Source organism: Enterobacter sp. MGH119, assembly GCF_001037675.1.
In the GTDB taxonomy this organism is placed as follows: Bacteria; Pseudomonadota; Gammaproteobacteria; order Enterobacterales; family Enterobacteriaceae; genus Enterobacter; species Enterobacter hormaechei_C.
Window position 1 is genome coordinate 415,217 of the sequence record NZ_KQ089930.1, and the last position, 23,906, is coordinate 439,122.

A 23,906-nucleotide genomic window follows, 5' to 3' on the forward strand; every position below is an offset into this window, starting at 1 on the left:
AGACGGCTCCGTGCAATCCCCTCTCCCCTTTGGGGAGAGGGTGAGGGTCCCTACTTCAATACGTACCCATACAGCCGCTTAATCCCGTCCGCATCCTTCTCGCTGTAAACGCCCTGCAACTCTGGGGAGAAACCCGGCAGCATATTAATGCCCTCTTCCAGTGCCAGGAAGTAGCGCTGTACTGCTCCACCCCAGACTTCCCCCGGCACCACGCACAGCACGCCCGGCGGGTATGGCAGCGCACCTTCGGCGGCAATGCGTCCTTCGGCGTCACGAATACGCACCAGTTCGACGTTCCCGCGAATGTACTCCTGGTTGGCATCCTGGGGGTTCATCACCACGGCAGGCAGGCTCTCCTGACGGAACATCGCCTTCTGTAAATCCTTCACGTTAAAGCTGACGTAGAGATCGTGCATCTCCTGGCATAGCTGACGGATCGTATAGTCGCGGTAACGCACCGGGTATTTCTGATAGATGGTCGGAAGCACATCCGCGAGCGGTGTGTCGTCTTCAATATGCTGTTCAAACTGCCCCAGCATCGCCACCAGCTGCATCAGCTTCTCCGCGCTCTCGGCTGGCGTCAGCAGGAACAGGATGGAGTTGAGATCGCACTTCTCCGGCACAATGCCGTTCTCGCGCAGGTAGTGGGCGAGAATGGTCGCCGGAATGCCGAAATCGGTATAGTGCCCTGTTTCAGCATCAATGCCCGGCGTGGTCAGCAGCAGCTTGCACGGATCGACGAAATACTGCTCGCGGGCATAGCCTTCAAAACCGTGCCATTTTGCACCCGGTTCAAAACTAAAGAAGCGACGTTCGCTGGCGATGGCCTGCGTGGGGTGATCCTGCCATGGCCGCCCCGCCACCACCGGTGGGATAAACGGTTTGATCATATGGCAGTTAGCGATGATGGCCTTGCGCGCTTCAATGCCCAACTCGACACACTCCGCCCACAGCCTGCGTCCGCTTTCGCCCTCGTGGATCTTGGCGTTCACGTCCAGCGCCGCAAACAGCGGGTAAAACGGGCTGGTGGAGGCATGCAGCATGAACGCGTTGTTCAGCCGCTTGTGCGGGCAGAAGCGCGACTGACCGCGAATATGGTTATCCTTTTTATGGATCTGCGACGTTTGTGAGAACCCGGCCTGCTGCTTGTGGACCGACTGGGTCACGAAAATTCCCGGATCGTTCTCGTTCAGTTCCAGCAGAAGCGGAGACGTTTCCGCCATCATCGGGATAAATTGCTCGTAGCCGACCCAGGCGGAGTCAAAGAGGATGTAGTCGCAAAGGTGCCCGATCTTGTCGATCACCTGACGGGCGTTGTAGATCGTGCCATCGTAGGTGCCGAGCTGAATGATCGCCAGACGGAACGGGCGCGCCTCGGCGGCTTTCTGCGGCGCGACGTCACGGATCAGTTCCCGCAGCCAGGCCTCATCAAAGCAGTGCTCATCAATCCCGCCGATAAAACCAAACGGATTACGGGCTGCCTCAAGATAGACAGGCGTTGCCCCGGCCTGGATCAGCGCCCCATGATGGTTGGACTTGTGGTTGTTACGATCGAACAGCACCAGATCGCCACGAGTCAGCAGCGCATTGGTCACCACTTTATTGGCCGCCGACGTGCCGTTCAGCACGAAGTAGGTTTTATCCGCGTTGAACACTTTCGCCGCGAACTTTTGCGCGTGCTTGGCAGAACCTTCGTGGATCAGCAAATCACCGAGCTTCACGTCGGCATTGCACATATCGGCACGAAACACGTTTTCACCGAAGAAGTCGTAAAACTGCCGCCCCGCCGGGTGTTTTTTGAAAAAGGCGCCGTGCTGGTGACCCGGACAGGCAAAGGTGCTGTTTCCCATCGCCACATACTGGCTCAGGGTGTCAAAAAAGGGTGGCAGCAGGTTCTCTTCATACCGGCAGGCGGCAGATTCCAGTTCCAGCAATTCCTGTGCTTTACCCGAGATGATCGCCGTGACACCCTCTGGCACCTCTCCTGGCTCTGTTGAGAACATAAATACCGGTAGCTGAAAGCCCGTACGCTTCAGCAACGCGAGAATGCCGCTGTAGCTTTCAACAACCGTAATGACGACTGCCGCCACATCGGTGAAATCAGTGTTATCCAGCATAACCTTTTCGCGATGCGTAGAAACTTTGGATACCAGCTCGCGGCTGACGGCAATTTTCATGGTTTTCATAGGCGCAAATACCCTCACCGAGCGGTGAGACAGGAAGGAGAAAATTCGCGCAATCATGTCACCTTTTATTTTCAGGTGCAAGAAGGAATCAGTATGCGTTACGCCTCCCAAAGCTAAGCGTAATCAGGGACGAACGTGCCATAATGATGCAATGCCAGTGCTTAAATAACAGGAGTTAAACGTGGTAATTGGACCCTTTATCAATGCGGGAGCCGTATTGCTGGGCGGTGTACTTGGGGCAGTATTAAGCCAGCGGTTGCCGGAGCGTATTCGCGTCTCCATGCCCTCCATTTTTGGCCTGGCGTCGTTAGGGATTGGTATCCTTTTAGTGGTGAAATGCGCCAACCTGCCGGTGATGGTACTGGCGACGCTGCTCGGCGCGCTGATCGGCGAATTTTGCTATCTGGAAAAGGGCATCAATCACGCGGTAGGCAAAGCCAAAAATCTGATTGCCCGACCGGGCAAGGCGAAGCACGGCACGCACGAGTCGTTTATTCAAAACTACGTTGCGATCATTATTCTGTTCTGCGCCAGCGGCACGGGGATATTCGGTTCGATGCAGGAAGGGATGACCGGCGATCCCAGCATATTGATTGCGAAAGCGTTTCTGGATTTCTTTACTGCCACCATCTTTGCCACCACCCTCGGCATCGCCGTCGCCGCGATTTGCGTGCCGATGTTGCTTATTCAACTGGCGCTGGCCACCTGCGCCACGCTGATCCTGCCGCTGACAACACCAGCGATGATGGCAGACTTTACCGCCGTCGGCGGCCTGTTGCTGCTGGCGACAGGGCTGCGAATCTGTGGCATTAAGATGTTTGCAGTGGTGAACATGCTCCCTGCCCTCCTGCTCGCGATGCCGCTATCCGCGCTCTGGACGCACTTTTTCGCTTAAGTTTGCGACGAAATGGTGAGAGAGTGTGCAGTCTGCACCGAAAGCAATAAATTTCGTTGACGCCGGAGGGAGGATCGGGTTTAATGCGCCCCGTTGCCCGGATAGCTCAGTCGGTAGAGCAGGGGATTGAAAATCCCCGTGTCCTTGGTTCGATTCCGAGTCCGGGCACCAAATTTCCTATTAACGGACCTCCACGGAGGTCCGTTTTTGCATTCTGAGCCCGCCAGAATCATTACTTCTGCATTCCCTTAACGACACCCCAACCACTGCGTCAGCAGCGCATGCAGTTTAGCTGGCTCCAGAGGCTTACGGAGTACCAGGTACCCCTCCTGCTCCGCCTCCAGCAGAACCGGTGAATTAAATTCGCCGCTAACTATCGCGCCGCTCATATCCGGCAGACGTTCAAAAAGCGCTTTCAGGATATCGAAGCCGCTTTCGCCGGATCGCAGGCGCTGGTCGCACAGCACGGCGAACGGCGTAAAGCCGTCGTCGATTATGGCAAACGCTTCTTCAGCTGAGGCCGCACAGCGTACGTCGATTCCCCAGACGCTCATCAGACTCTCCCAGGCAGACGTCACCAGCGGGTCGTCATCGACAACCAGGCAGGAACCGTGCAGCGGCGCATAGCGTACCGGCGTGGCGGTGTTATCAGCGGCGGGCGGGGTATCCAGCACGCTATCTTCGCCAGTATATTGGGTAAAGCGCATCCAGAAGCGTGAGCCTTTACCTTCAATGGATTGCATCCCGTATTTCACCTTCATCAGCTTGGCGCAACGGGCAACGACGGCCAGTCCCAGCCCGTGTCCGGCGCTGTCGATCTTCCATGCCAGCTCGGGGCGGTAGTAAGGTGAGAAGATTTTGCCCTTCTCTTCATCGGCGATACCGACTCCCGTGTCCCACACCTCCACCATACACTCGTCACCGCGCGGTCGGATGGCGACCAGCACCCCGCCCTGGAGCGTGTAGCGAAGGGCGTTTTGAATCAGGTTGATCAGGGACTGTCGCACCAGTAGCGGATCGCCCATCACGTAGATATGGCGTTTAGGCCGCCGGATGCACAGCCTAAGCGCGCGGCTGTTGGCCTCTTCACGAAACAGCGTGATGACCGAGTCGAGCAGAGCACCGATATCCACTTTGGTCGGGGCAGAGAGGACATTCCCGGATTCTATTTTGCTGAGATCGAGCAGAGAGTTGAGCATTAAATGTACCGAGCGAACGCTCTGCTGAAGGTCAAGAAGCTGTGGCGTCAGGCTGCCGTCCCGGTTTCGGTGGAGGATAGCTTCGATCAGAAAGCCCATAGCATGCACAGGCTGGCGCAGATCGTGGCTGGCGGTGGTCAGAAACTGATTTTTATCCAGCAGTGCCTGCTCCGCGTCCTCTTTGGCCTGACGAAACTGTTCCGCCAGCCGTGAGCTTTTTTCCTCCAGCAGCGCCTGCTGAATAAAGAACGCATGGGAAGTTAACGCATGGCGGTAAATTGCGAAGCCGTAAAGCAGATTCAGCATGAGCACGATGAACATCAACTCATCCAGCCGCCAGATAATACCGAGGTTCAGCACCCCCCAGGAGGCGAAGAAAAAACGCGTGAAGGTACTAATGACAGGCGTCAGATGTGTCGCATTGGCGGCGACGATGGCGGCGATGCTGATATTAAGTAACAGGAAAAAGTCAAAATTCTGCGTCTGTGGCGTAATTAAATAGAGTGAAGAAATTCCCAGCCCGTGAATAAAGGCGATATTATTAATACGCGGAAGCCAGCGTCGCAGGACGTCCCTCTCACCGTTTTCTTTCGCTTCACGCTGATAGCATCGGTACAATAGTCGTATCGCCACGGCACATAGCAGATAAATAATTATCCAGATAATCGTTGGGCCGAGGTCGTCCCCAAGCATATAAATCCATATGGCGAAAGGAATACCCACAAAGGGCACAGCACTAAAGCTAAATACCAGCCGCAGAAAGGTGTTGTTTAGCAAACGGATCTGCGCCGGAGCAGAGATACCATCATTTTGTAAGCTCTGGAAAAACCTCATTCCGACGGTTCCTGCTTGCCATGCAGAAGCGTGATGGCTTCAACCCGGCTGTTAACGCCTATCTTTTTCAATATATTGCTGATGTGTTCTTTGACCGTGGGCTCAGAAATTGAAAGCTGTGCGGCGATTCGTTTATTTGGCAGGCCGCGCATAATCATATTTAACACGTCTATTTGTCGCGGCGTTAAGTTAAATTTACTTAACTTCTCATTATTGGCCTTAACGGAAATTTCGTTTCCCTCAGGAAACCAGGTCTGATTATCAGTGAGCGCGAAAACGGCCCGCGAGAACATCTCAGGTGGCTCGCTTTTCAATACAAAACCGTGTCCCCCGGCGGCATTAACTTTGCGCCAGATATCATTATTGTCATCCCCGCTGACCACCAGGAGTCGTACCTGTGGGTAAAGTTGTTTTACTTCTTTGAGTAATTTCAGGGCCGTTCCGGAAGAGAGCCAAAAATCGATTACCAGCAAACGTGGCGGGCCATGATCTCTAATTTGTCGGTAGCAATCATCCTCATTCGTCACCACACACGCCTGTTTAAACTGGCAATGTGTAATCAGAAAATTGGCGATGCCGCTTGCTACCAATGGATGGTCATCAACGACTAACGCATAATTCTGTCCCAAAGGAGCCTCCTTTTACCTTCGCATATCTTAGAGTACAGATGAATTATTATCTACCCACCCTACTTTAGGAGGGTTTTTTCGATTAGGAAAGAGAAATATATTATTCGCTGATTTGGGTAAAAGAAAACATAAATACAATCAGTGAAATTAACTGGTTGGATATCAAGGATAATTTATGAAAAAACCACTAATCGTTTTAACCGTTACGTTGATGTTAGCCGGTTGTTCCACGTTGAAAACCGATCAGGCTATTCCACTCCTCCAGGCGGAGACCGCTAAAATGCTGGGATTGGGCTCATCGGATGAAATAACTGTGACCAACGTTAATGGTGCCCAGCCGGACGCACTGGGAGGACAAAAACTCTCTTATCGCGCCACGACGGAAAAAGGGCGTATTTTCGATTGTTCATCGATGATGATGCCGGGAATTTTAGGATCCGCACCGACGCTGAGCGCGCCAACCTGTACACCTGTTGTCACACATAAATAATTAACGCCGCATCAAAAGGCGTACATAAATAACGCCTTTTACATTATCTGGCGTATCTGAGTTTTCATAAAAAAACGATGTTCCTGACATCATGCTAATGAGTACGGAGATAGCCCGTGAATAACTCTACATCGCATTCTTTAGCGGTTAAGACACCGCTTTCCAGACTTTACCTCGCTCTATTTTCCGCGCCGCTGTTACTGTTTTTACCTGCCGATATCGCGCGTGCAGCCGATGCCTTTTTTGATGGCGACTCGCGTATTACCGAAACGCTGGGTTACACCGGTGATGTGTATGTTGGACGTAATCAACGCGGAAATCTGTTGATCGATAATGGCAAAATCACCGCCTATAACATCAATATCGGTCGGCTGTTCGACGGCAAAATTTATGAAAGCGTGGTCACGGTCCGTGGGCCAGACGCTGAGCTTAACGCGGTGAACGATCGGTACGTCCTGCGCGGCGACCTGAATCTTGGCCTCGGCACCCTGCGAGTCGAAGAGGGCGCGCTGGCGAGTGCAAAGGAGATTGTTGTCGGCACCACCCGCGGCTACGACAGCCACCTTATCGCCACGGGTGCTGGCTCTCGTGTGACCAGTAATTTTCTCAGCGTAGGCACCGATCTGGGCGCACGCTCCACGCTTGCGATTGAAGACGGCGCTGCGCTCAATACCGCTTACGATGCACGCATCGGCAACGGTACCGGACCGGGTGAAACCGACACGCTGAGCCCGAAAGCCACCGTCACAGGTAGCGGCTCACAGTGGAACGTTGGCCGTACGTTGACGCTTTATGGCGACCTGGACGTGCTGAACGGCGGAACGGTTAACGTTGGCGGCGTGCAGGTGGCAGGCGTCTCCGGGGCAGGGAAAACCGCCGAGCTGGTTATTGCGGGCGAGGACTCGCGCTTTACCAGCGGCAGCAGCGTGAGCGTGGGCGATTACGGCAATGGCGTGCTGTCTGTGATTGACGGCGGTTCATTTTCCGCTGGCAGCAATGCGCTGATCGTGGGGACATCGGGTTCCGGCTCGAACCGGGGTGCGCTCATCATCGGCAGCCGCGGCAATATGGACACCGGCACGGGTTTAACTGAGCCAACGCTTGGCACGGCGGGCGGCGCAGGTACCCTCGATGCGAAGACGGCAATAAGCCTGCGTGGCGGACTGTTCGGCAGCTATGTCTACTTCAACCATACCGACGGAAATTACATCTTCAGCAACACGATGAGCGGTGAAGGTGATGTGATCAACACCTCCGGGCAGACGACGCTGAACGGCGATCTTTCCGCACTCAAGGCGAACGTCACCGCGCGGGGCGGTAAAGTCATTATTGCCAGCAATATTAATACCCAACCAGAAGACGATATTTTTGACGTCCAGACGCTTAGCGCGGAGAACGGCGGCACGCTGATCCTCAATGCGACGGCGGGTTCAGACGTCAGCAACGGGGTGGGTTACAGCAGCGCCGCGTCAATCAAGTCCGGCGGCACGCTGGGCGGCAACGGGACGCTGGGCCAGACCGAGATCCTGTCCGGCGGACATATCTCGCCCGGCGACGGCACTATCGGTACGTTGACGCTGAAACGCTATCTGAACTTTATCGGCGAATCCTTCTATGACGTCGATATCGCAGGAGATGGCCGCAGCGACCAGCTACTGGTATCGGGCAAAACCACCATCAGCAATCAGGCTAAGGTACAGGTCACCGCGCTGGATCCGCAAACCAGCTATAAAACGGGCCAAAGCTACCGCATTTTGACCTCCGACGGGGGAATTGACGGTGAGTTCGCCGGCGCGATCTCCAAATCCGCCTTCCTCGACGTGGCGCTTAAGCAAAGCACCAACGCCGTCGATCTGACCATCGCGCAGAAAGAGACCGGTGGCGAGAATCCTGGAGGAGAAAATCCCGGAGGCGAAAACCCTGGCGGTGAGAATCCTGGTGGTGAAAACCCCGGAGGCGAAAACCCTGGCGGTGAGAATCCTGGTGGAGAAAACCCCGGAGGCGAAAATCCTGGCGGTGAGAATCCTGGCGGTGAAAACCCCGGAGGTGAAAACCCGGGCAGCGGCAAGCCGGGCATTTTCCAGACCGTGGCCCAAAGCAGCAACCAGTGGAATACCGCTGGCGCGCTCTCCACGCTGACGCAAAGCGGCCCGTCTCTGGCGCTGTATAACTCGCTGCTTCTGCTGAGCGCACCGGAAGCGCGCGAGGCGTTCAACCAGCTTTCTGGTGAAGTTTATCCGTCAATGCAGTCCAACCTGATCGCTGGCAGCACGCAGGTGTTTAACGTGTTAAACCAGCGCATGCAGCGCGCGTTTGATAACGACAGCCTGCCGATACCACCGTTAGCCATGTCGCTGGTGCAGCAGCCGGAGCCGCAAAACAATGGCGTCTGGGGCCAGACCTTCAGCTCCTGGAGCCGAAACAGCGGCGACGGTAACGTGGGCAAGCTGGACGGCAACACCACCGGCTTCCTGCTGGGGGCAGATCGCAAGCTGGCGGACCATAACGTGCGTGTCGGCGGCTACTTCGGCTACAGCCGGGGTGATTACGACGTCGACAGCCGTCGCTCCTCAACGGATACCGACAACTATCACCTTGGCCTGTATGCGGCGGGTCAACAGGATGCGTTCTCCCTTCGCGGCGCGCTGGGGTACACCTGGCACAAGATTGAAGGCGAGCGCAATGTTGATTTCAGCGGTTTCTCGGATCGGCTGAAGTCAGATTACGACGCCAACTCCCTGCTGGCGTTCACCGAAGCGGGCTACCGTTTCGGCCAGCCAGACAGGAATATTGAGCCGTTCGTCAATTTATCGTACATCCGGCTGCATACCGACAGCTTCAGGGAAGACGGCGGTGCCGCTGCGCTGAGCGTCCGTAACGAAACGATGAACACCTTCTACACGACACTCGGGTTGCGCGGTGTGACCGAGCTGCCGAAGCACGTTAACCTCTACGGTTCGTTGGGCTGGCAGCACGCCTATGGCGATAAGAATACCTCTTCGCGCATGGCGTTTGCGGGCAGCGACGCGTTCATTACTCAGGGACAGGCCGTGGATGAGGATGTGATGGTCGGTGATATCGGCGTGAGCGTACAGCTGTCGCGTGCTGCGACGCTGGATGTGGGTTACCAGGGACAATATGGTGCGGATACCCGCGTCAACTCGGTTAACGCCAATCTGCGCTGGTCGTTCTGAATTATTTCCATTAAAAGAACCCGCCCTTGTGGCGGGTTTCTGCTTTTGGCTTCTGACGAAGCTAGGGATCGTTCCCAACCGCGTCCAGCAGTTTGTTTTTAAAGATAAACAAACACGCCTCGTTGAAATTCCCTGCCCCTAACCGCTCTGACAGCACCGTTCGCTTGCGATAGAGGCTTTTAACCGACATATTCAGCTTATCTGCAATCTCTTCCATTGACCTCCCTGCCTTCAGCAACCGGATCATTATCGCTTCGTGTCGACTCAGCCGTAAGTTAAGCAGCCATTTGGTGGTCAGACGCCTGCCTTTCATATCAAGCACCAGATTGAATAACGACGCCATATCCGGAGCCGTAAGCGACGTGTTCATAAACAGCTTCATACTGAGAAGATCCTCCTCTCGAGGACGCATATCCAGCATAACGCAGCAGATCGTTTTTCTCGTTCTGGCCGGATGGCGTATCAGGTAATCATATAAACGGAGCGGCGTACGGCTATCAATCAGTACAGTATATTCATTTGCGTCGGTATCAAATATGTTTCTGTCTATCGAACTGAGGCAAATTATATCCGGGAAAAATAGCCGCATCCCCCTGACAAGGAAACAATCCTGAGTCACTAACACTATTGAAGTCGCCACTAACCATCCCTTTTAGATTAAAGCAAGCCCGCCTCTTAAGAAACAAGAACGCTTTCGTTTATAGCGTTTTACATTAACGGCAAATGTTTTCTGGCTTTGATCATCCCTCAATATGACATTGGTGAGCTAGACTTTTTGCAGACTATCACTCAATGCCTGGCGTTAATTATAAATAAAAAAGAATTTCAGAAAAGTCACTTCTCTGAACATTAAGAATTTTTGTCATGAAACTTCCCAAACATGCACCAGAAAGTACTTTAATTAACTCAGAAGAACTTCATTTTGAATATAACAAAACAGGAAGCAGAGAAAGAAAAATCATTTAATATCAATTAATTAAAAACATCAACCCTGCACTAAATTATCTAAAAAACTTACTTCTCCCAGAATTATCTCAAAACCTCCCAGCCGCTTTTCAACTTATTTATCCCCCAACACATCGGGTGTACATTAAGCCCAATCAGACCACTGAGATGAGGGCTCATAATTACCTTTAAGTAAGTACCCCATAACGTAGCATCATTCAGATTTAATGTTCTCCTTTATGCCCTTTAACGCAGAGTTAAAAGGCGGCCGTGTTATGCAATGGATTCACAATAAACAAATGGCAAATAGATATGGAAAGATCGCTTAGCTTCACTACGTTATTCTTTTATCGCACCACAATATTATTGTTCCTGCTTTTACTCTTTCCTGTTCTGGTTCAGGCTGATGAATCCGTTTATGAGCATCAGATACAACAGGCACGTAACGGTAATTACGCTCTGTTTCTTGATTACCTACAGCGCTATGAGCAACAACATGCTTTAACACCCGGACAGGTTGCGGACTGGTTACAGGTAGCCTCCTGGGCAGGACGCGATGACGAAGTTATCCGGGTCTGGCAGCGTTATGGTATTTATATGCCGCTTCCCGCTCGCGCCATCGCTGCCGTCGCCCAGTCCAGAAGAAACCAAAAAGCCTGGCCATCCGCCTTATCGCTGTGGAAAGAGGCGCTCAGCCTTGCGCCGGATAACGACGATTACCGCATCGGCTATGTGAAGACTCTGGCCGATGCCCGCAAAGATCGCCTCGCGCTTTCGGAAGCCCGGCAGCTGGTTAAAGACAATCCTTCTCCCGCGCACCTTGAGACGCTCTCCTATGTCTGGATGCGCCAGGGAAAAAACAGGGATCGGCTGCTGGCTGACATGCGCGCGCTGAGCGCCGCGCCAGGGAATGAGGCCCTTCTTCGCGAGACGATCGATGCGCTAACGGATAACCGGGTAAGCACGCCCGCACTCTGGCTGTCACAAAACGCGGCGCTCTCTCCTGCGGAGCGCCGCCGCCTTGAGCGTAACGCCGCGGCTGAACGGGTACGCCTGGCGGATGTGCCTGGCAGAACGGAGAAAGAGCGCCTGCGGCTGGCACAAAACGCATTAGATCGCTATCACGCCCTGCTTTCCCGCTGGCAAAACGACCCGCAGGCGGCTGAAGACGTCATCCTTGCCCGTATCGATCGGCTTGGCGCCCTGTATGCGCAGGGTAATTACCGGCAGGTCATTAGCGAATATGAGTCGCTGACGGCCGCACAGCATCCGGTGCCGGACTGGGCCATCGGCTGGGTGATCTCTGCATATTTGCAGGAGAAAAACACCGTTGCCGCCTTCTCGCTTGTGCAACGCTATCCACACTACGCCTCCGATCCGCAGGATGAGGAGCATGCGCTTTTCTACGCCTGGCTGGATACGGGGCAGTATCAGGCCGCCCGCCGCTACGTTGAGCGCGAGACCCGCAGCGTTCCCTGGACCCGCTACGATTTCGGGTCCCCCGCCGCCCAGCCAAACGATCGGTGGCTTACCGGGCAGTCACTCAAATTTAACTATTTGCTGGCAACCAACGCCCTGCCGGAGGCCGAAAAGCTGTCGTATCGTCTGGCGTCAACGGCGCCGGGAAATCAGGGATTACAGATTGATTATGCCGCCCTGCTTCAGGCCAGAGGCCTGCCGCGCGCGGCCGAGCAAAAGCTTAAACGAGCAGAGGCGCTCGAACCCACGAATCTGGAGCTTGAAAAACAGCAGGCTTACGTCGCAATGGACCTTCAGGAGTGGCGCCAGATGGATTTACTGGCTAATAACGTAATTGCTCGCGCCCCCGCCGATCGCAGCGCCCGTCGCCTGGACAGACTCAGAATGGTCCACCATATGTCTGAGCTGCGTCTGAAGGCGGGTAAAGGATTGCACTCAGATAACCCCGTCAGCGGTAGCCACGACATGAACTGGGACGCCACGCTCTATGGCCCGCCCGTGGCGGATAGCTGGCGGCTGTTTGCCGGCACCCGCTATGCCCAGGGGAATTTCGACGAAGGTAAAGGCATCAGCCGCCACCTGTTGGGCGGCGTTGAGTGGCGCCCCCGTGACCTCACGCTCGAAGCCGAGCTCTCCGGCAACCACTATCACGGCAAAAACAGGCCGGGCGCACGGCTCTCAACAACTTACAGCCTGAGTGATAACTGGCAGGTCAGTGGTAACCTCGAGCGCTTGTCACGCGCCACACCCTTACGGGCATTACGCAATGGGATTAGCGCCAACCGGGGTGAAGGTGGGGTGCGCTGGTATCAAAACGAGCGACGTGAATACCAGTTCAACGCCGCAATCAGCCGCTTCTCAGACCACAACCGCCGTCAGGAATACACCCTCTCTGGGAAAGAGCGTCTCTGGCAGACCCCGACCCTGACGCTGGATCTCGAACCGGGGATCGCCGCCAGTAAAAACAGCCTGCGGAATACGCTCTATTACAACCCGGCACGGGATCTGTCCGTGACGGCTGCCCTGTCCGTTGACCATGAGATGTACCGCCACTACGACACCCTCTGGAGCCAGCAGTTCGTGGCAGGCGGGGGCAGCTACTGGCAGAAAAATCAGTCACCTGGCGCCGTTACCCTGCTGGGTTACGGGCAACGCATCCAGTGGAACAACGTTGTCGATACTGGCGTGATGCTGAACTGGGATAAGCGCCCTTACGACGGCAAACGCGAGAGCAATCTCTCCGTCACGTTAGATGCGACTTTACGCTTTTAAGGATGAATATGCTGAACACACGTTTTTCTGTAAGCCTGATCGTCATCGGCTGGCTCTGCCTCAGCGCGAGCCTCTGCGCGCAGCCGCTCTCCTTTATGGCCCCTGAAGAGAGGCCGCAGCTGGAGGCCAGCAAACCCTGGCCGGAGAATCAGTTTTTGGTCCTGGCCTACCACGACGTCGAAGATGATGCCGCCGATCAGCGCTACCTCTCCGTTCGCACCAGCGCGTTAAACGAGCAGATAAGCTGGCTTTTGCACAACGGCTATCACGCCATTAGCGTGCAGGACATTCTGGATGCGCATGAAGGAAAAAAAGCGCTGCCGCCGAAAGCCGTTTTGCTCAGCTTCGACGACGGTTATAGCAGTTTTTACACCCGGGTCTGGCCCCTGCTTCAGGCCTGGAACGTTCCTGCGCTGTGGGCACCGGTGGGCAGCTGGGTGGATACGCCGGCAAATCAAAAAGTTAACTTCGGCGGTCTGATGACGCCCCGCGATCGCTTTGCCACCTGGGATATGGTTCGCGAGCTCAGCCAGTCCCCGCTGATTGAGATTGGCTCGCATACCTGGGCCTCGCATTACGGCATTCCGGCCAACCCGCAGGGAAGCCGTGAACCCGCCATCGCTAACCGTTTTTTTGATAACGCGACGGGGCATTACGAAACCGATGAACACTTCAATCAGCGGATCGCCGCAGACGTACGGAAAGTCACCGATAAAATCACCCAGGTGACGGGAAAAGCGCCGCGTGCCTGGGTGTGGCCCTATGGGGCTGCTAACGGTACATCGCTCGCTATCGCCCAGAAACAGGGCTATCAGCTGGCCTTTACCCTGGAGGACGGGCTGGCAAACGTGCGCGACCTCGGCAACATCCCGCGCCTGCTGATTGCCGGAAATCCGTCGATAAAAACCTTTGCCAACACGGTTAGCCGCGTTCAGGAGTTTGAACCGGTGCGCGTCATGCATGTTGATCTTGATTACGTCTACGATCCCGATCCGGCCCAGCAGACGAAAAACATCAACAAACTCGTCCAGCGGGTCTACGACATGAAAATCAGCCATGTGTTTCTCCAGGCGTTTTCGGATCCGCGGGGCGACGGCAGGATCAGCGCGCTCTATTTCCCCAACCGTCGTCTTCCGGTCCGGGCCGATCTCTTTAATTTTGTCGCCTGGCAGCTACAAACCCGCGCGGGAGTGAAAGTCTTCGCGTGGATGCCGGTTCTCTCTTTCGATCTCAGTCCAGCCTTGCCGCGCGTGCAGCGCCGTGAGCGTCAAACGGGAGAGTTGACCGTGGCCGCCGAGCCCTATATCCGGCTCTCCCCCTGGAGTCCGCAGGTTCGCCAGCAGGTGACGGAGATCTATGAAGATCTGGCCCGCTATGCCAGCTTCAACGGGATCTTGTTCCATGACGACGCAGTGCTGACGGACGTTGACGATGCCGGACAGGATACGACCCGGCAGAAGAGCCAGCGGCTTATCGGCTTTACCCGCACCCTGAGCCAGGCGGTGAAAAACATCCGTGGCCCGCAGATCAAAACCGCGCGGAACATGTTCGCGTTACCCATTCTCGAGCCGGAAAGCGAGGCATGGTTTGCGCAAAATCTGGATGATTTTCTGGCGGCCTACGACTGGACGGTGCCGATGGCAATGCCGCTGATGGAGTCCGTCCCGGCAGAAGAGAGCAATGCCTGGCTGACGCGTTTAGTCAAAGCCGTCGCCGCACGCCCCGGCGCGCTGAATAAAACGATTTTTGAGCTACAGGCCAGGGACTGGGCGCAGAAACCGCAGCGTGCCGTAGCCGATGAACGTCTGGTGGAGTGGATGCGGGTGCTCCAGCTGAACGGCATCAAAAATTACGGTTATTACCCCGACGACTTCCTCAACAACCAACCTGATATTTCACGTATCAGACCTGAATTTTCTTCGTACTGGTATCCTGACAATGACTGATCGCATTATCGCCTTCTCTATTTTGTGTCTGGTATTCGGGTTGCCGTTAGGCGTAGCCGCGCTGTTTACTGGCGAACTGATTCTGGACTTTGTCTTTTTCTGGCCGCTGTTTATGTCCGTGCTCTGGGTAACCGGCGGCCTCTATTTCTGGTTTCAGCTTGAACGGCACTGGTCGTGGGATAACGCAACACCCGCCCCCGCCTTAGCCGGTGAGCCGTTAATCTCGATTCTTATTCCCTGCTTCAATGAGGAACGCAACGCACGGGAGACCATTAGCGCCGCGCTGGATCAGCGGTACTGGAATGTAGAAGTTATCGCCATCAACGACGGTTCTTCTGATAACACGGCGGAGGTACTGCAACAGCTGGCGCGGGAGCAGCCGCGCCTGCGGGTGATTAATCTCGCGGAGAACCAGGGGAAAGCCGTGGCGCTCAAGGCCGGCGCTGCGGCGGCCCGGGGCGATCTGTTGGTCTGCATTGACGGCGACGCCCTGCTCGACCGCGACACCGCGGCGTATCTGGTGGCACCGCTGATTCAGTATCCCCACGTTGGGGCCGTCACCGGAAATCCGCGTATTCGCACGCGCTCAACGCTGATTGGTCGTATTCAGGTGGGCGAGTTTTCTTCAATTATTGGCCTCATCAAGCGAACGCAGCGGATCTATGGCCGGGTCTTTACCGTCTCCGGCGTCATCGCCGCCTTTCGCCGACAGGCGCTGGCGGATGTCGGGTACTGGAGCCCGGATATGATCACAGAGGATATCGACATAAGCTGGAAGCTTCAGCTTCGCCACTGGGATATCTTTTTCGAGCCGCGGGCACTGTGCTGGATCCTGATGCCGGAGACGCTAAAGGGACTGTGGAAGCAGCGTCTGCGCTGGGCGCAGGGGGGGGCAGAGGTGTTTCTGGTTAACCTGCGCAAGATGGCCCGCTGGGAGCATCATCGCATGTGGCCCCTGTTTCTCGAGTACGCCCTATCAACGCTGTGGGCATTTGCCTATGGGGCGACCGTGGTGTTGTTCATTCTCAGCCATATTATCCCTCTTCCCGCGAACCTGGCCGTTGCGAGCCTGTTTCCCCCGGCGTTTACCGGGCTGCTGCTGGGCGTAATGTGCCTGCTGCAATTCCTCGTCAGTTTGTATATCGAGCGGCGCTACGAGCGGAAAGTGGCAGGCTCGCTGTTCTGGGTAATCTGGTTCCCGATGGTGTACTGGATGATTGGCCTGTTTACCACCCTCGTGGCATTTCCGAAAGTCATGCTTAAACGTAAACGCGCCCGCGCGCGCTGGATCAGTCCGGACCGGGGTAAAGGGAGCATTCAATGAACGAGAGTACGTTAATTTTGACTGAACATCGGCTGGCACCGCGTCTTTTCGATGCTGCATTAACGCTGATAGCCTGGGGAGGATTCCTGTTTTTCCTGTACGCCAGGCTGTGGATGCAGTTAACCGAGGAGGGCGATCACCGCTGGAACGCAATTATCGCCTCTTTTAATACAGTGCTGGTTTATCTGCTGATTGCCGCGTTCAACGGCTGGCTGCTGATCCTGTGGTATCAGTACAATCGCCGCCGCGCGCATGTGAGGCGGCGTCATCCGGAAATGTTGCGCCATGACGAGCTTGCCCAAAGTTTTAACGTCACGCCGCAAATTATGTCCGAGATGAGCCAGTACAACCTGCTGACGGTTTACCATGACCAGATTGGCCGGATCATTGATTTGAAGATCAGCGAGCAGCAGGACGAGAAAGAAGAGTAAGAAAAAGCCCCCGCAGGTTATCCGGCGGGGGCTTTTTTTTCGCGGGTATGAATTAGTTATCCTTCACCACAATCAGCGGTTCAATATCGCTCTCTTTCTTCACCACCAGCGAGTTATCCCCACGCAGACAGGTTCCGCCATAGTTCCCGCCCACGGTAAAGGTGCAGACCTGAATGTATCTGCCGTCAACCTTCGGCAGGCACCATAGCTGCTGGTAGATATTCTTGCGGTCAACAAACTTGCCGCTGGACTGGTCCAGCAGTTCGTCCTGGGCGCCGATCAGATCGATATTGCTCCCGCAGCGTCCGGCGATCGGTTTAACGGCATAACCGGTCCGTTTGAGCAGATCGTTGACCTCAAAATCGGTATCCAGCAGGTAACGGTGGTTCGGGAAGAGCTGCCACAGCACCGGCAGGATCGCCTTGTTACCTGGGATCACCGTCCACAGCGGTTCAAAGACCAGCACTTCCGGACGCAGCAGGACATCAATCAGGCGCACTTCACCTTGCGGGTGACCGGTGCGGATAGGCACGGCGGCGTACTCGGTTTCGCTCACCTCGCGGATCTGCTCAATCGCCGTTTCCCATGCCCAGGTTTTCCATACGCAGTTAACGTGACGGCCTTCATCATCAATCAGTTGCCCGGCGGCATCCCAGCTCAGCGCGCCCAGTCCATGCAGGATTTTGGTTTCAAACCCGGCCTGGATCAGCGAGCGCTGAATAAAGAGCGCGTGGTAATCCTCTTCAATATCGTTGTCCTGCATGATATGGACGAACGGCCGCGCGTGGCTGTGCTTCCATGCGCCGGTCAGCTCCTCCAGCAAGCCTTCCGCCGGATTGTGGCCGGTGCCGCGATAGCCGTTTTTCACCCACTCTTCAAGAATCAGCCCGCCCTCGGTATGGCAGGAGGCGGAATCCGCGTTGTACTCGTAAACCTTAATGCCGCGCTCATCCATGCAGAAATCCATACGACCGGTGATCATATGGTGGCGACGCCACTGCCAGGAGAGGCGCAGACGCGGCCAGAGGATTTTTGGGATGTCGAAAAGCGCGAGTAAGCTGTCGTCTTTCAGCACCTTGTCGGTGGCATGAAGGTACATCAGGTGCAGTTCGTTGGTGGCTTTGATCAGCTCCTGCTCGGCGCTTTCGGTAATGGTGAAGTACTGGCAGGGATCGTTGTTGATAACGTGGCCGTTGGCGCGAACGTACGCCTGTTGCAGGGCGTCGTTTTCATTGAGCCATTTTCCGTCGAACTGGCGGTTGTTCTTCAACCGCGCGCCGCTGATTTTCAGCAGTTCACCGTCGATCTCCGGCTGAGGAATACTGTGTTCCGTCTCCTCCGTCTGGATCATCCAGCCGAGGATCTCGGTATCGTTGAACGTGTCATGAAGCGTATAGCAACCGTCCTCCACGCTCAGACGCAGCTCGCGCGTCCACTGCTGCCCCATCGGCAGCGGGGAGTGAATAACGTTCTGCTCGGCAATGCGCACTCTGTCATCCAGCAGCTGGGTAATGACGGCGACGTGGCCGGTCTCATGAAACTCACCGCCCTTTTGCCAGATGAGCAGCGCACCGGCCTGCGGCGCGCGTTTTGAGCCATTGGCAAAGGCCTGTAGCGGCAGAATATTGTCGTTTACCACCTGGCGCAAAAAACGCAGGGAGAAGATCTCCCACGCCATCCCGACGTCGGTAAAGACAAACCCGTGATTGAGAAACAGGAAACGGCGCGCAAACTCAACGCACTGCCATTTATGGCCCATGTACTCGTTGCCGATATAGCTGCGGAATTCCGCATCTTCCGGGTAGTGACGCGGATCGAGACTGCCGTAATTTGAAGAGTAAATCGCCACGCCACCCGGCGCATAACCTAATAACGTCCCGAAGGGGGCGTCACTGCTTAACGTTCCTTTACGCATGTGTCCAACCTAAAACAGGCAGGCGGCAATTTTTTTGTGGGGTTGTCGTCGTCTGCACGTTGTAATTAACTGACAGAGGTGGCGTTATCATACACCCGCCCTGCCCATTACGCTCGCATCGTTAAACGGTTCCTGCATCTCCTGCTACACTGCCTCAACACAACACCAAAGAGGCAGGCCAACATGTCAGATAACACCTATCAGCCACCGAAAGTGTGGGAATGGAAACAGAATAACGGCGGCGCGTTCGCCAATATCAACCGTCCCGTCTCGGGCGCGACGCACGAGAAAGAGCTACCTGTGGGCGCGCACCCGCTCCAGCTGTACTCTCTCGGTACGCCGAATGGACAGAAAGTTACCATCATGCTGGAAGAGCTGCTGGCGCTGGGCGTGACGGGCGCGGAATACGACGCATGGTTGATCCGCATTGGCGAGGGCGATCAGTTCTCCAGCGGTTTTGTCGACGTGAACCCGAACTCGAAGATCCCGGCCCTGCGTGACCACTCCACCACCCCGCCGACGCGCGTCTTTGAATCCGGCAATATCCTGCTCTATCTGGCCGAGAAATTTGGTCACTTCCTGCCAAATGATCCGGCAGGACGAACGGAAACCCTGAACTGGCTGTTCTGGTTACAGGGCGCGGCCCCGTTCCTCGGCGGCGGTTTTGGCCACTTCTATAACTACGCGCCAGTGAAGATTGAGTACGCTATCGATCGCTTCACCATGGAAGCTAAACGCCTGTTCGACGTGCTGGACAAACAACTGGCGCGCGGTCGTTACGTAGCGGGTGAGGAATATACCATTGCGGATATGGCAGTCTGGCCATGGTTTGGCTGCGTGGCGCTGGGCAGCGTCTATAACGCCGCCGAGTTCCTGGATGCCGGGAAGTACACCAACGTGCAGCGCTGGGCAAAAGATGTGGCGAATCGTCCGGCCGTGAAACGCGGGCGCATTGTTAACCGTACCAACGGCGAGCTGAACGAGCAGTTGCATGAGCGTCATTCAGCAAGCGACTTCGATACCCAGACGGAAGATAAACGTCAGGCCTGATCCATGACCGGGCGGTTCGCCGCCCTTATTCCGCGATGAGAAAAATGCGTCAGCACGCGTGCGCAAGGAGCCTCGTATGTCAGACCAGACGCTAAAAGCGACCCGACAGCATAGCCTTATCACCCTGCTGAGTCAAAGCGACTGGCTGACTACCGAGGTGCTGGCTGAAAAGCTCTCCGTCAGCAAAGAGACGATCCGCCGGGATCTGAAGTCGTTGCAGCAGCAGGGGAAGCTTCTGCGCCAGCACGGGCGCGCGCGTCTGATTCACCCGGACAGCCGCGACAGCGGTGAACCCTTCGGCGCACGCCTGAAAAGCCATTATGCCGACAAAGCCGATATTGCCCGCCACGCGCTGGGCTGGATCAGCGAAGGGATGACCATCGCCCTCGACGCCAGCTCAACCTGCTTTCATCTGGCGCGCCAGTTGCCGGACATCGACCTCACCGTATTTACCAACAGCCTGCCTGTCTGCCACGAGATGGCAAAGCGCGAGCGGATCACGCTTATCTGCTCCGGCGGAACGCTTGAGCGTAAGTATCGCTGCTATGTTAATCCGGCGCTGGTGACGCAGCTAAAAGGGCTGGAGATCGATCTGTTTATCTTCTCGTGTGAAGGGGTCGATGAGCATGGCGTCCTCTGGGATCCGTCCGAGCACAACGCGGGCTTTAAGGCGCTGCTGTTAAACCGCGCCAGCCAGTCGCTGCTGCTGATCGACAAAAGTAAATTTATGCGGGCAAGCGAAGTGAAAATTGGTCAGCTGTCGCAGGTAACACAGATTATTCAGAGCGATAAACGTCAGGCCGCCAGAGACGGCCTGACACGATGAGGTTACGCGGTGAGACGGAATTTCTGCACTGAGCGCTGGAGTTCTTCGGTCTGCCGTTCCAGTGCGGCGGCGGCGGCGGAAACCTGCTCCACCAGCGAGGCGTTCTGCTGGGTCACGCCGTCCATCTGCGTGATGGCAACGCCGACCTGAGAAATTCCTTTGCTCTGCTCCTCTGACGCGGTGGCGATCTGCTTCATAATGACGGTCACTTCCGTCACGTCGCGCAGGATTGCTTCCATCGTGGTGCCGGTATCGTTCACCAGCTGCGCCCCCTGCTCCACGCGGGCAACGGAATCCGCAATCAGCCCTTCGATCTCTTTGGCCGCATTCGCGCTGCGGCTGGCCAGATTACGTACCTCACCCGCCACGACCGCAAAGCCTCGCCCCTGCTCCCCGGCCCGGGCGGCTTCCACCGCGGCGTTCAGCGCCAGAATATTAGTCTGGAAAGCGATGCTGTTGATAACGGTGGTGATTTCAGCGATTTTTTTCGAGCTGTCCGAAATGCCGCTCATGGTCGTAACCACATCTTCCACCAGCGACCCGCCGCGGCTGGCCGTGCTGGAGGCGACATCCGCAAGCTGGCTGGCCTGGCGCGCGCTTTCGGCGTTCAGCTTCACCGTTGCGGTAAGCTGCTCCATGCTGGCCGCGGTCTCTTCCAGCGCGGCGGCCTGCTCTTCGGTACGCGAAGAAAGATCGTTATTCCCGCTGGAGATCTCCGTTGCCCCGCGCCAGATATTCTCGCTGCCGGAACGAATCGTGCTGACCGCCTCCCGCAGGCTGTCCTGCATTGCACTCAGCAGCGGTACCAGTTGCCCCACGCAGTTGCGGCCCAAAGATTCAATCGGCTGGCTGAGGTCGCCCTGCGCAATCTGGCGGAACTGCTGACGGATACGATCCAGCGGTTTTACCAGTATCGCCACCAGGTAGCGGTCGGTGAAAAGCAGGATCAGCAGACCCACGATCGTGGCGGTGATAATTACCGTCCGGGTCATGCTGGTGAGGCCGTCGACCACCACGCGCGTGCTGTCGAGCGCCTTCGCCGCGGTATTGTTAAAGTTCTCAGCCGCTGACCCGAATGCACGGCTTAGCGGCGGCGTGACGTTGTTGGCATGCTGACGATAGCCTTCGAGCGTCGCCTGCTTCGCCTGCGCCATCTGCGGTGTAACGTCCTGATCGAGCAGCGCCTGCCAGGTGGAAATCACCTGCGCAGACACCTTTTCATCCATCGGGCCCGGGGAGATAGCTTTCATCTCTGCCAGCTTTTTACTCATGTTATCCAGCGCCTGCTGAGCAGGAGCCAGGTCCGGCGTGCCGCCCGCCGCTTTAACTTCCATTGCCCGGCTCAGGCGGGTGACGAAACGGAAATACTGATCGTTGCCCTGGCTCAGCACCGTCATTTGCCGGACCAGCTGGCGGTCAACGTCATTACCATCAGAAACACGAGACAGAGACCAGGTGCTGTAAAGCCCCACGCCTGCCCACATGACACAAAAGATCCCCAGTATCGTCAGCATGACGAAACGGATGGTGAAATTACGAAGCATCTTCATTGAGTATTCCTTGCCGTGAGGGTGAATTCGCCCAGAGGCGAGTACTCCCCTCGTTATCGGCAGATACTGTAGAAAATATACTTTTTTCGTTATCGAGTCGGCATAGAATGAAAACGTTGTTTCGAAAATTCACCGACAAGAAAGGAGACATCATGTCCTGGCACCCTTACACCGGCCGATACGAAAACATGCAGTACCGATACTGCGGCAAAAGCGGCCTGCGCTTACCGGCACTGTCGCTGGGCCTGTGGCACAGCTTCGGTCACGTTCAGCCGCTCGATTCCCAGCGCGCGCTGCTGCGTAAGGCCTTCGATCTCGGCATTACCCACTTTGATCTTGCCAACAACTACGGCCCCCCTCCGGGCAGCGCTGAAGAGAATTTTGGCCGTCTGCTGCGGGAGGATTTTGCCGGGTATCGTGACGAGCTGATCATCTCCACCAAAGCGGGCTACGACATGTGGCCAGGACCGTATGGTTCGGGCGGTTCACGTAAGTACCTGCTCGCCAGCCTCGACCAGAGCCTGAACCGCATGGGTGTGGAGTATGTGGATATTTTCTATTCTCACCGCGTAGACGAAAACACGCCGATGGAAGAGACCGCCGCCGCGCTGGCACACGCGGTGCAGAGCGGAAAAGCGCTGTATGTCGGCATTTCGTCTTACTCCACGGAACGCACGGCGGCGATGACCGAATTGCTGCGCGAGTGGAAGATCCCGCTTTTGATCCACCAGCCGTCTTACAATCTGCTTAACCGCTGGGTCGACAAGACCGGCCTGCTGGACGCGCTGGAGAAAAACGGAACGGGCTGTATCGCCTTTACCCCGCTGGCACAGGGCCTGCTCACCGGAAAATACCTGAACGGCATTCCGGACGGTTCACGTATGCAGCGCGAAGGGAAAAAAGTGCGCGGCCTGACGGAGAAAATGCTGACGGAAGCCAACCTGAGCAGCCTTCGTCTGCTGAACGAGATGGCGCACGCGCGCGGGCAGACGATGGCGCAGATGGCGCTAAGCTGGTTGTTGAAAGATGAGCGTGTAACGTCGGTACTGATTGGCGCGAGCCGCCCGGAGCAGCTGGAAGAGAACGTTCAGGCGCTGAATAACCTGCGCTTTAGCGAAGATGAACTGATGCGGATTGACCAGCACGTTGCGGATGGTGAGCTGAATTTGTGGCAGGCGTCGTCGGATAAATAGTGCGGCCTGCTGCCCTTACCACGCCCCCTCTCCCACAGGGAGAGGGGGCGTGGTGAATTTATTTCTTACTGATCTTATCCAGATACCCCATCACAAACGCCGACAGCACAAACGTCAGGTGGATAATCACATACCACATCAGCTTATTATCCGGGACGTTTTTCGCGTCCATAAAGACGCGTAACAGGTGAATAGACGAAATTGCAACAATCGACGCCGCGACTTTATTCTTCAGCGATGAGGCGTCCATTTTCCCCAGCCAGCTGAGCTTTTCTTTGTGCTCGGCGATATCAAGCTGAGAGACGAAATTCTCATAACCGGAGAACATCACCATCACCAGTAATCCTCCCACCAACGTCATATCTACCAGCGACAGTAGAACCAGAATCAAATCGGCTTCTGCCACGGAGAAAATGTTTGGCAGGACGTGGAATATCTCCTGAAAGAACTTAATCGTCAGGGCGACCAGCGCCAGGGAGAGACCAAAATAGACGGGTGCGAGCAGCCAGCGAGAGGCATACATTGCGTTTTCAAAGAAGCGTTCCATA

Annotated in this window: 17 protein-coding genes and 1 tRNA gene; 11 read left to right on the forward strand and 7 right to left on the reverse strand. The window is 55.8% G+C overall.

All coding sequences use genetic code 11. From position 1 onward, the window contains the following. Nucleotides 1-50 precede the first annotated feature (50 nt). On the reverse strand, nt 51-2,186 hold the full coding sequence (locus tag SK53_RS13385; protein WP_003862450.1) for an ornithine decarboxylase: 2,136 nt from the start codon (nt 2,184-2,186) through the stop codon (nt 51-53). Between the two features lie 181 nt (nt 2,187-2,367). Here SK53_RS13385 and SK53_RS13390 point away from each other — a divergent pair, with 181 nt between their 5' ends. Together SK53_RS13390 and SK53_RS13395 are read left to right on the forward strand one after the other, a co-directional pair. Next, nucleotides 2,368-3,081 (forward strand): DUF554 domain-containing protein, encoded by a 714-nt coding sequence (locus tag SK53_RS13390; protein WP_003862452.1) that lies wholly within the window; start codon nt 2,368-2,370, stop codon nt 3,079-3,081. 95 nt (nt 3,082-3,176) lie between these two features. Beyond that, nucleotides 3,177-3,252: transfer RNA gene (locus SK53_RS13395), tRNA-Phe, on the forward strand. Between the two features lie 77 nt (nt 3,253-3,329). Here the strand turns inward: SK53_RS13395 and SK53_RS13400 are convergent. After that, on the reverse strand, nt 3,330-5,114 hold the full coding sequence (locus tag SK53_RS13400) for a hybrid sensor histidine kinase/response regulator (protein WP_048209595.1): 1,785 nt from the start codon (nt 5,112-5,114) through the stop codon (nt 3,330-3,332). Continuing rightward, nucleotides 5,111-5,743 (reverse strand): response regulator transcription factor, encoded by a 633-nt coding sequence (locus SK53_RS13405; RefSeq protein WP_003862456.1) that lies wholly within the window; start codon nt 5,741-5,743, stop codon nt 5,111-5,113. Before SK53_RS13405 ends, SK53_RS13400 begins: the two co-directional genes overlap by 4 nt. A 175-nt stretch (nt 5,744-5,918) precedes the next feature. Between SK53_RS13405 and SK53_RS13410 the strand changes: the two genes are divergently transcribed. Further along, nucleotides 5,919-6,233 carry a lipoprotein gene (locus SK53_RS13410; RefSeq protein WP_003862457.1) on the forward strand — a complete coding sequence of 105 codons (315 nt, stop codon included), beginning with the start codon at nt 5,919-5,921 and terminating at the stop codon, nt 6,231-6,233. A gap of 116 nt (nt 6,234-6,349) precedes the next feature. Continuing rightward, a complete protein-coding gene (locus SK53_RS13415; RefSeq protein ID WP_045342438.1) occupies nt 6,350-9,427 on the forward strand; it encodes an autotransporter family protein in 3,078 nt (1,025 codons plus the stop codon). 61 nt (nt 9,428-9,488) lie between these two features. Here the strand turns inward: SK53_RS13415 and SK53_RS13420 are convergent, their stop codons facing one another. After that, nucleotides 9,489-10,016 carry a helix-turn-helix transcriptional regulator gene (locus SK53_RS13420; RefSeq protein WP_003862459.1) on the reverse strand — a complete coding sequence of 176 codons (528 nt, stop codon included), beginning with the start codon at nt 10,014-10,016 and terminating at the stop codon, nt 9,489-9,491. Nucleotides 10,017-10,684: 668 nt separating this feature from the next. Here SK53_RS13420 and pgaA point away from each other — a divergent pair. From pgaA to pgaD, 4 genes are read left to right on the forward strand one after another with little or no spacing between them, the layout of a single operon-like run. Then, nucleotides 10,685-13,123: a poly-beta-1,6 N-acetyl-D-glucosamine export porin PgaA gene (pgaA, locus tag SK53_RS13425; protein ID WP_048209597.1), complete on the forward strand. Its 2,439-nt coding sequence runs from the start codon at nt 10,685-10,687 to the stop codon at nt 13,121-13,123. 8 nt (nt 13,124-13,131) lie between these two features. Then, complete coding sequence (gene pgaB, locus SK53_RS13430) at nt 13,132-15,069, forward strand: poly-beta-1,6-N-acetyl-D-glucosamine N-deacetylase PgaB (RefSeq protein WP_003862461.1); 1,938 nt, start codon at nt 13,132-13,134, stop codon at nt 15,067-15,069. Continuing rightward, a complete protein-coding gene (pgaC, locus tag SK53_RS13435) occupies nt 15,062-16,393 on the forward strand; it encodes a poly-beta-1,6-N-acetyl-D-glucosamine synthase (RefSeq protein ID WP_023314840.1) in 1,332 nt (443 codons plus the stop codon). The genes pgaB and pgaC overlap by 8 nt, the downstream gene beginning before the upstream one ends. Next, nucleotides 16,390-16,824, forward strand: a complete 435-nt coding sequence (pgaD, locus tag SK53_RS13440; RefSeq protein ID WP_003862463.1) for a poly-beta-1,6-N-acetyl-D-glucosamine biosynthesis protein PgaD — start codon at nt 16,390-16,392, stop codon at nt 16,822-16,824. Before pgaC ends, pgaD begins: the two co-directional genes overlap by 4 nt. A 52-nt stretch (nt 16,825-16,876) precedes the next feature. On the opposite strand, the gene gss is transcribed toward pgaD, so the two are convergent. Then, a complete protein-coding gene (gss, locus tag SK53_RS13445) occupies nt 16,877-18,739 on the reverse strand; it encodes a bifunctional glutathionylspermidine amidase/synthase (protein WP_003862464.1) in 1,863 nt (620 codons plus the stop codon). 183 nt (nt 18,740-18,922) lie between these two features. On the opposite strand from gss, the gene yghU reads away from it, so the two are divergent. Continuing rightward, on the forward strand, nt 18,923-19,789 hold the full coding sequence (yghU, locus tag SK53_RS13450) for a glutathione-dependent disulfide-bond oxidoreductase (protein ID WP_048209599.1): 867 nt from the start codon (nt 18,923-18,925) through the stop codon (nt 19,787-19,789). Nucleotides 19,790-19,865: 76 nt separating this feature from the next. Further along, complete coding sequence (gene fucR, locus SK53_RS13455) at nt 19,866-20,615, forward strand: L-fucose operon activator (protein ID WP_048209600.1); 750 nt, start codon at nt 19,866-19,868, stop codon at nt 20,613-20,615. 2 nt (nt 20,616-20,617) lie between these two features. On the opposite strand, the gene SK53_RS13460 is transcribed toward fucR, so the two are convergent. Then, nucleotides 20,618-22,165, reverse strand: coding sequence for a methyl-accepting chemotaxis protein (locus SK53_RS13460; RefSeq protein ID WP_048209601.1), 1,548 nt, complete (start codon nt 22,163-22,165; stop codon nt 20,618-20,620). A 152-nt stretch (nt 22,166-22,317) separates the two neighbouring features. Here SK53_RS13460 and SK53_RS13465 point away from each other — a divergent pair, with 152 nt between their 5' ends. After that, on the forward strand, nt 22,318-23,358 hold the full coding sequence (locus tag SK53_RS13465) for an aldo/keto reductase (protein ID WP_003862471.1): 1,041 nt from the start codon (nt 22,318-22,320) through the stop codon (nt 23,356-23,358). A gap of 58 nt (nt 23,359-23,416) precedes the next feature. On the opposite strand, the gene SK53_RS13470 is transcribed toward SK53_RS13465, so the two are convergent. Then, nucleotides 23,417-23,905: a TIGR00645 family protein gene (locus SK53_RS13470; RefSeq protein WP_003862473.1), complete on the reverse strand. Its 489-nt coding sequence runs from the start codon at nt 23,903-23,905 to the stop codon at nt 23,417-23,419. Between the last annotated feature and the right edge of the window lies 1 nt (nt 23,906).

Excerpts from the sequence above, each read along its gene's own strand:
- SK53_RS13470 (WP_003862473.1), bottom strand. The coding sequence starts at position 23,905 with ATGGAACGCTTCTTTGAAAACGCAATGTATGCCTCTCGCTGGCTGCTC.
- SK53_RS13460 (WP_048209601.1), bottom strand. The coding sequence starts at position 22,165 with ATGAAGATGCTTCGTAATTTCACCATCCGTTTCGTCATGCTGACGATA.
- pgaA (WP_048209597.1), top strand. The coding sequence starts at position 10,685 with ATGGAAAGATCGCTTAGCTTCACTACGTTATTCTTTTATCGCACCACA.
- fucR (WP_048209600.1), top strand. The coding sequence starts at position 19,866 with ATGTCAGACCAGACGCTAAAAGCGACCCGACAGCATAGCCTTATCACC.
- SK53_RS13420 (WP_003862459.1), bottom strand. The coding sequence starts at position 10,016 with ATGCGGCTATTTTTCCCGGATATAATTTGCCTCAGTTCGATAGACAGA.
- SK53_RS13465 (WP_003862471.1), top strand. The coding sequence starts at position 22,318 with ATGTCCTGGCACCCTTACACCGGCCGATACGAAAACATGCAGTACCGA.
- SK53_RS13410 (WP_003862457.1), top strand. The coding sequence starts at position 5,919 with ATGAAAAAACCACTAATCGTTTTAACCGTTACGTTGATGTTAGCCGGT.
- SK53_RS13400 (WP_048209595.1), bottom strand. The coding sequence starts at position 5,114 with ATGAGGTTTTTCCAGAGCTTACAAAATGATGGTATCTCTGCTCCGGCG.
- pgaB (WP_003862461.1), top strand. The coding sequence starts at position 13,132 with ATGCTGAACACACGTTTTTCTGTAAGCCTGATCGTCATCGGCTGGCTC.
- gss (WP_003862464.1), bottom strand. The coding sequence starts at position 18,739 with ATGCGTAAAGGAACGTTAAGCAGTGACGCCCCCTTCGGGACGTTATTA.
- pgaD (WP_003862463.1), top strand. The coding sequence starts at position 16,390 with ATGAACGAGAGTACGTTAATTTTGACTGAACATCGGCTGGCACCGCGT.
- pgaC (WP_023314840.1), top strand. The coding sequence starts at position 15,062 with ATGACTGATCGCATTATCGCCTTCTCTATTTTGTGTCTGGTATTCGGG.
- SK53_RS13385 (WP_003862450.1), bottom strand. The coding sequence starts at position 2,186 with ATGAAAACCATGAAAATTGCCGTCAGCCGCGAGCTGGTATCCAAAGTT.
- yghU (WP_048209599.1), top strand. The coding sequence starts at position 18,923 with ATGTCAGATAACACCTATCAGCCACCGAAAGTGTGGGAATGGAAACAG.